The following is a 7,175-nucleotide window of genomic DNA, read 5'->3' as shown; positions in this document are numbered from 1 at the left end:
GGTAACATCCGTTGCTTCCTTGCTCAACTCACGTGCAATCTCAGTAAACTGCTTATGACCAACCGGCATCTGAGAAACCAACATATCCTTGTCCAAGGGGACATTAAGCCTGCCAATGGCGCGCTCGGAGATATGGTTCATTTGCTCACGATCGAGAATATTCAAGCGTTCCCCGAACAGCTCGGAAAAAACAGTATATTTCAATGGTTCCCGATTCAGCAGAATGTTTTCAGTGGCAGTAAAATCGGGCAAGAGTGAAAACTCTTGGTGTACCATCCCAATTCCTTTTGCGAGAGCGTCAATCGGAGAAGAAAATTGCACCTTTTCCCCATTGATCATGACATCCCCACCATAGCCACCAGTCTGATGAATCTCATCCATTCCAAAGAGAATTTTCATCAATGTGGATTTTCCGGCACCATTTTCTCCTACCAACCCCAATATTTCTCCCTTCTTGAGAGAGAAATTGATGTCGGTGAGTACTTTGTTCCCGAAAAAATCCTTGCTGATGTGCTTCATCTCCAGCAAAGGTGTTTCGTTTTCATGCATCTCTTTTATATCCTTCAAAACTTGGTTATGACTCTTGTCTGCCCAAACAACAGTCATACCCACGTTGTCGTTGCGTTTGAAACTAATCGCTACAAAGGGGGAGAGCAACACTCTCCCCCAATAATTCGATTACATTACCTTATTTGATGGCAAAATACTTCTCGGGAACAATCAATTCTGCGTTACCCATGTAGCCCTTACCCATCATGTAGGTATCTTGGTAGATAAGTACATGGTTTCTTGCACGAACGCCAGTGTTGACGTCGGTGTAGAAAGAACCATTCCACTTAGCACCAGGTGTATACTTACCATAGGCTTTCATCAGATCGGAAAGCTTGAGCAATTCACTCTCACCGCTAAGAACGTTGATAGCGTGCTGGCCAAGACCGGCAGTGGTAGTATAACCATAGGAGTATGCCCAGGTTCCGAAACGGCCTGAGCCACCCTTCTCAACAACAGAAGCCTCAACTTTCTCAAGGATTGCCTTGAAATCACCAGCTTCAGTAGAAAGGTCAATGCCCAATGCACCAGGATATCCCATGAGAGGACTTGGCAGGTCAGCTTCGATGAAGTAACCACCGTAGGTCATCAGTTGCTTGAGCAATGGCTCGGTGTGAGCATCATTTGTGCAGAAGAAAGCTGAATTCTGGCCATATGATTCAATCCAAGCGGGGACTTTTTCGAGAATGTACTGCTGAGCACCAGCAACACCTACATCAGAAGTCGGATCGGGAGCGGTTTCCATGACAAATTCCATTCCAAGCTCTTCACAAGTAGCACGCATAATTGCAACACGGCGACTCATAGTCTCATAGCTGAGGTGTCTTGGGAATGAGATGTGCACGAATGTGTCACAACCGAGTTCGTGAGCAGTTCGGATAATCAAGTATCCACGAGCAACAAAGTCGTTGTTAACAGCAAGGTCTGCTGCACTCTGGATAACACCTGGATCCTCATGTGCTTCACCAGCGATGGTAAGGATGTCAGGTCTTCTTTCCTTGATTCGGCGGAAAGCCTCAGTAGTTCCAGGGATTGCCTGATTTACGATGATAGCTTTCATCTTAGGATCATCAGCAAGACCACTGATAACGCTAATAGTAGTCTCAGCTTCATCCATGAAGTTATCAGGATAGGTGACGTGTTGGATTTTTCCACCATCATTCACTGAACCATACTCTTCCATAAGACGTTCTGCACCACGCAGATCATCCTCTGACTGGGATACAGTTCCGGTTACGATACCAATGTGGAAATCATCTGCAGCAGGAGCTGCAGCCGCTTCCTGTGCACCTTGAGCAAAAAGGAAGCCTGATGCTAACAGAACACAGAGAATGAACACAAAAGTCTTTTTCATTTTTTCTTCTCTCCTTAATCGGAATTTTTCCTAGTCTTAATAATACGGAGAAGATGGGATCAACGCAAGAAAAGATTGTTTATTTATACAAGTTTCTGTAAATTTTCTGCATAGATATAAAAAAGGACCCACTTTTTAGGTGCGACCTTGGTCAATTTATCATATTTGACTACTGCTATCTTGTTGCTTGCTGTCTTCTCACTTCATAAAGGAGGATCCCTGTTGCAACGGAAACGTTCAAGGAATCGATATGACCTGTCATAGGAATGGTGACCATATGGTCGCAGAGACGCTGCGTAAGCTGCCCAATACCCTTTCCTTCATTCCCCATTACCAATACGGTTCTATTAGGGAATGTAGTCTTGTATACTGCCTGCCCATCCATTGCCGCGCCGTATACCCAGAACCCTTGACTCTTCAAGTACTCAATTTCACGGTTGATGTTTGTCACTTGCGCCATGGGCACATAGTGCGCCGCCCCAGAGGAGACTTTGATGACCGTGCTGTTTGCATGGGCACTCCGTCTGTCAGGAATTACAACCAGGGATACAGAGAACTGATCTGCTGAGCGAAGGATGGCTCCAAGGTTCTGAGGATCGGTGATCTCATCAAGCACCAAAACGAGTGCGCTGTCATCATCCTTAAGATTCTTGCAAAAATCCTTTACTGAAAGATTCTGGGCCTTGCCACCCAACTCCTGTGCAGAACTCACAAGATCCAGCACAACACCCCGGTGATCCGCTTGGCTGACCATTCGGTCCATCTCAACCTTTGCAATCTTCTTGACTACTACTTTCGAGCTCAGTCGAGCTTGTCTCTCCAAATCCTGGGTATGTCCACCCATTCCCCTGGCGATGTAGAGCACCGACCCTGAGGAAGCCTTTTTCAGGCCTTCTTCTATGGCATGAAAGCCAATTATTTTCTCACCCATACAATGCTCCTATGCATTACGCGATGAAAGGGCTACCAACCATGGCAGCCCAATTCATTACGCTTCGAAAGGAACTGGATTGGGGGACTCATCCTCACCCAATGCAGCACTTAATTCCTGCATCAACTTCTTCGCCTTCATCCCCAATCGCTTGGGAATCTGGACCTGTAACTTGATGTACATGTCACCCCGGTCAGTTGTATTGAGTTTGGTAACTCCCCGACCTTTTACTCGTAGCATTTTTCCACTCTGGATACCAGAAGGAATGTTCACCTTGATGGAATTACCATCAATGGTAGGAACTTTTATCTCTCCACCCAAAGATGCCTGAGTTATCGAGATGGGGATCTGGCAGAATAGATCATAATCCTGACGGACAAAGTATTTATGGGGTTTGACATTGATGTATACATACAAATCCCCAGCTGGTCCTCCATTAGGTCCTGCATCTCCCATTCCTCTGAGTACTACCCTACTACCGGAATCAACACCAGCAGGAATGGAAACTTTCACTTTCTGTTGCTTTCTCTTCAACCCAGTGCCATGGCAGGATGAGCAGGGATTTTCAATGACATGACCACTGCCCCCACAGGTTGGACAGGTACTGGCGATTGCAAAGAATCCACTGTTTCGCCTTACTTGTCCTGAACCATTACAGGTCGGACAAACCTTAGTTCCAGATCCACCTTCACTCCCACTTCCATGACAGACATCACATGCTACCTGATGGGAGTACGCAACTTCGATTTTCGTGCCAAAAACAGCATCCTTAAAATCGATTTCCACGTCATACCGGAGGGAAGAACCGGCTTCAGGGCCTCTCTGGCCACCCCGGCCTTGAGATCTTCCACCACCACCCCCGAAGAAGGAGCTGAAGATATCTTCAAAACCACCACCGCCAAATCCACCGCCAAAAATGTCGCTGAAATCACGGTACACATTGGAGTAGTCATGACCACCACCATTGGCGCCATCAACTCCCGCAAAACCGTATTGATCGTACATTTTGCGTTTCTTTTCATCACCTAGGACATCATATGCCTCAGTTGCTTCCTTGAAGCGATCCTCGGCTGCCTTGTCCCCTGGATTACGGTCTGGGTGGTTGGTAATTGCCAGTTTGCGATATGCCTTTTTAATTTCGTCTAGTGTTGCAGTCTTTCCAACTCCAAGCACTTCATAATAATCACGTTTCGCCACGGTGCGACTTCCTTAGAACAGATTGGCTTTAGAAACATCATGTCGGCCGAAGCCGACATGATGGTAAGCCGTTTGAATATAGTACCTTGTAATCGACTCCTTAGTCTACGACCTCAAAGTCGGCATCTTCAACGCCGTCCTTGGGCTTTTTGGTCTCCCCTGTTGATTCCTGGGAGGCAGAATCCTGTGCTTGGCCTTCAGCGCCCTCAGCGCCAGAGGCTGCACTCTGCTTATAGACTTCTTCAGCCAGCTTGTAAGAAGCTTGCTGCAAGGCTTCAACTTTGGCCTTGATCTCTTCTGCAGTTGCACTCTGATTGTCCATGACACCCTTGAGGTCTGCAACAGCACTTTCGATGGTAGCCTTATCCTCACTGCTGATCTTATCACCATAATCCTTGAGGGACTTTTCGGTGGAGTAGATCAAGCTGTCAGCTTCATTGCGGGCATCGATACGAGCACGTTCTCTCTTATCCTCTTCAGCGTGAGCTTCTGCTTCCTTGACCATCTTGTCGATTTCATCTTCGCTGAGGCCACTGGAGGATTCGATACGAATCTTCTGTTCCTTACCGGTACCCAGATCCTTTGCAGATACGTGGACAATACCGTTGGCATCGATGTCGAAGGTAACCTCAATCTGTGGTACACCACGAGGGGCTGCAGGAATACCAACCAAGTCAAACTTTCCAAGTGTCCTGTTCTGGCTGGCCATCTCGCGCTCACCCTGCAGGACATGAATGCTTACAGCAGTCTGTCCATCAGCAGCAGTACTGAAGATCTGGCTCTTCCGGGTTGGGATGGTCGTATTCCGCTCGATCAGACGAGTGCAAACACCACCAAGGGTTTCAATGCCCAAGGAGAGCGGGGTAACATCCAGCAAAAGAACATCCTTTACAGAACCACCGAGAATACCACCCTGAATGGCAGCGCCCATGGCAACTACTTCATCTGGGTTTACACCCTTGTGCGGCTCCTTCTTGAACAGCTCACGGACCATAGCCTGCACCGCAGGAATTCTTGTGGATCCACCGACCAGGATGACCTCATCGATATCAGCAGCGTTCAAGCCTGCATCACGAAGTGCATTCTGCACGGGCACTTTTGAACGCTCTACCAAATCAGCAACCAGCTGCTCAAACTTTGCACGGGTCAATGTCATCTGAAGGTGTTTTGGACCACTGCTGTCAGCGGTGATGAACGGCAAGTTGATATCGGTGCTGGTCGAGTTGGAGAGCTCAATCTTTGCTTTCTCTGCTGACTCTCTTAGTCTCTGCAAAGCCATTTTGTCAGCTGCCAGGTCAATCCCATTGGATTTCTTGAACTCACCAACAATCCAGTCAATAATTCGCTGGTCAAAGTCATCACCACCAAGGCGGGTATCACCATTTGTGGATTTTACTTCAAAAACACCATCTCCAAGCTCAAGAATGGAGATATCAAAGGTACCACCACCGAGGTCATAGACAGCAATTTTTTCCTCACGATTAGCATCCTTGCCCAAGCCATAAGCCAAAGCAGCTGCAGTGGGCTCATTTACGATGCGCTTCACATCAAGCCCAGCAATCTTACCGGCATCTTTGGTAGCCTGTCTCTGGGCATCGTTGAAGTATGCAGGGACAGTGATAACGGCTTCAGTAACCGGTTCACCAAGATAGTCCTCAGCTGTCTTCTTCATTTTCTGCAATACTGCTGCAGAAATTTCCTGGGGAGAGAAAGACTCTCCACGGATTTCAACTTTTATTTCATCGCTACTTCCAGCGGTTACCTTATAGGAGACCTTCTGGAGTTCAGAAGGAACTTCACGGTACTTTCTACCCATGAAGCGCTTGATGGAATACACGGTATTCTCAGCATTGGTAACAATCTGGTTCTTGGCAGGCTGCCCAACCAGGCGGTCTCCCTTGGCGGTAAATCCAACAACACTAGGGGTTGTCCGCTGACCTTCGCTGTTCGCGATGACCACGGGATCATTTCCTTCCATTACTGCTACGCAGCTATTGGTAGTCCCCAAGTCAATTCCAATAATTCTTCCCATGTTATATTTCTCCTCTCCAAATTAACTATCAAATATTCAATACGGGTTTCTTACCCGTGAACCAAAGGTACTCATACCGCATCCAATCGTCAAACGTTTGGCTTGCCAACTTTTACCTTTGCAGGCCTGAGTACCCGGCCATGTAATTTATATCCAACGACGTACTCTTCCAGTACTACTTCGTGTTCCAGGGAATCATCAACAACCATTTGATAGGCTTCATGCTCAAGTGGGTCGAACTCTTTCCCTACAGATTCAATTCTCTGCAAACCCCAGTTTTTCTCCAGGGTAGAATAGAGCTGACTATTAACCATGACCACACCATCATGCACTTTCTCATAGTCCTTTGTAGCCTCCGCTGCCTGAAGGGCTCGGCCAAGGTCATCCAACGGTTGAAGAAGATCCTTGATCAGGTTTTCATTCGCAAACTTCACAGTCTCTTCCTTGTCTCGGAGAAGACGTTTCCTATAATTCTCAAGATCAGCACGGTCACGAAGCATTTGCTCCTTCAAAGAGGTGGCTTCTTCCTGTGCAGCAGCAAGCTGTTCCTTCAATCGCACGATTTCCAACTCCTTCTGTTCCACTTCAGACATTTCCTGCACTTCTTGTTCTTGTGTAGGCTGATTTTTACTCTCTTGTGTGTGAAGTTCCTCTTTCACTTCTGAATCAACAACAGGCTGTGCACTCTCGGACTTGCTTTCTTTCTGTTTCTTTTCCATTCTATTCCTCAATTTCCCATATGCCAGCGAAAGATGCAGGCACATGTCTATTCACAAGCCCAACATGCAAATACTTGCATATGCCAGGCCGTAGCTTTTAATAGTGTATAGCGTAATGAGTAGCCCACCCCTGGGCTTGCCGATAACATACTCACACCGATGTGCAAGCGTCAAGTAGTTTTATCGTCTTCGTCATCCAAAGAGATTTCTTCCTCATCTCCCTCAGGGACATATTCAACCCAAGGAGAATGGTCATCATCCACTTCAGAATCATCATCCACTTCAGAATCATCATCCACTTCAGAATCATCATCCACTTCAGAATCATCATCCACTTCAGAATCATCATCCACTTCAGAATCATCATCCTGCCTCTTATCCACATCTCCGACC

Annotated in this window: 7 protein-coding genes; all 7 read right to left on the bottom strand. The window is 47.0% G+C overall.

Annotation, left to right across the window (positions count from 1 at the left end; translation table 11 throughout):
• A partial coding sequence (locus JF818_RS00210) for an ATP-binding cassette domain-containing protein (protein WP_198889991.1) occupies positions 1–549 on the bottom strand: 549 nt, incomplete at its 3' end.
• Between the two features lie 139 nt (positions 550–688).
• Positions 689–1,903, bottom strand: coding sequence for a DUF3798 domain-containing protein (locus JF818_RS00205; protein WP_198889990.1), 1,215 nt, complete (start codon positions 1,901–1,903; stop codon positions 689–691).
• A 175-nt stretch (positions 1,904–2,078) separates the two neighbouring features.
• A complete protein-coding gene (rlmB, locus tag JF818_RS00200) occupies positions 2,079–2,834 on the bottom strand; it encodes a 23S rRNA (guanosine(2251)-2'-O)-methyltransferase RlmB (RefSeq protein WP_198889989.1) in 756 nt (251 codons plus the stop codon).
• Between the two features lie 57 nt (positions 2,835–2,891).
• Positions 2,892–4,031, bottom strand: coding sequence for a molecular chaperone DnaJ (dnaJ, locus tag JF818_RS00195; protein WP_198889988.1), 1,140 nt, complete (start codon positions 4,029–4,031; stop codon positions 2,892–2,894).
• Positions 4,032–4,131: 100 nt separating this feature from the next.
• The gene (gene dnaK / locus JF818_RS00190) at positions 4,132–6,063 is read right to left on the bottom strand and encodes a molecular chaperone DnaK (RefSeq protein WP_198889987.1); all 1,932 of its coding nucleotides are present in this window, start codon (positions 6,061–6,063) and stop codon (positions 4,132–4,134) included.
• Positions 6,064–6,152: 89 nt separating this feature from the next.
• Complete coding sequence (locus JF818_RS00185) at positions 6,153–6,782, bottom strand: nucleotide exchange factor GrpE (protein WP_198889986.1); 630 nt, start codon at positions 6,780–6,782, stop codon at positions 6,153–6,155.
• 170 nt (positions 6,783–6,952) lie between these two features.
• On the bottom strand, positions 6,953–7,175 hold a 223-nt coding region (locus JF818_RS00180), incomplete at its 5' end, for a hypothetical protein (RefSeq protein ID WP_233065187.1).

Origin of the sequence: Sphaerochaeta sp. S2 (genome assembly GCF_016406725.1) — a bacterium.
GTDB lineage: Bacteria > Spirochaetota > Spirochaetia > Sphaerochaetales > Sphaerochaetaceae > Sphaerochaeta.
The sequence above is the reverse complement of the archived record's forward strand: the minus strand, read 5'-3'. Positions and strand labels throughout refer to the sequence as shown.

Bases quoted from the DNA above. Each gene is read 5' to 3' on its own strand.
- JF818_RS00205 (WP_198889990.1), bottom strand. From the start codon at position 1,903: ATGAAAAAGACTTTTGTGTTCATTCTCTGTGTTCTGTTAGCATCAGGC.
- rlmB (WP_198889989.1), bottom strand. From the start codon at position 2,834: ATGGGTGAGAAAATAATTGGCTTTCATGCCATAGAAGAAGGCCTGAAA.
- dnaK (WP_198889987.1), bottom strand. From the start codon at position 6,063: ATGGGAAGAATTATTGGAATTGACTTGGGGACTACCAATAGCTGCGTA.
- JF818_RS00185 (WP_198889986.1), bottom strand. From the start codon at position 6,782: ATGGAAAAGAAACAGAAAGAAAGCAAGTCCGAGAGTGCACAGCCTGTT.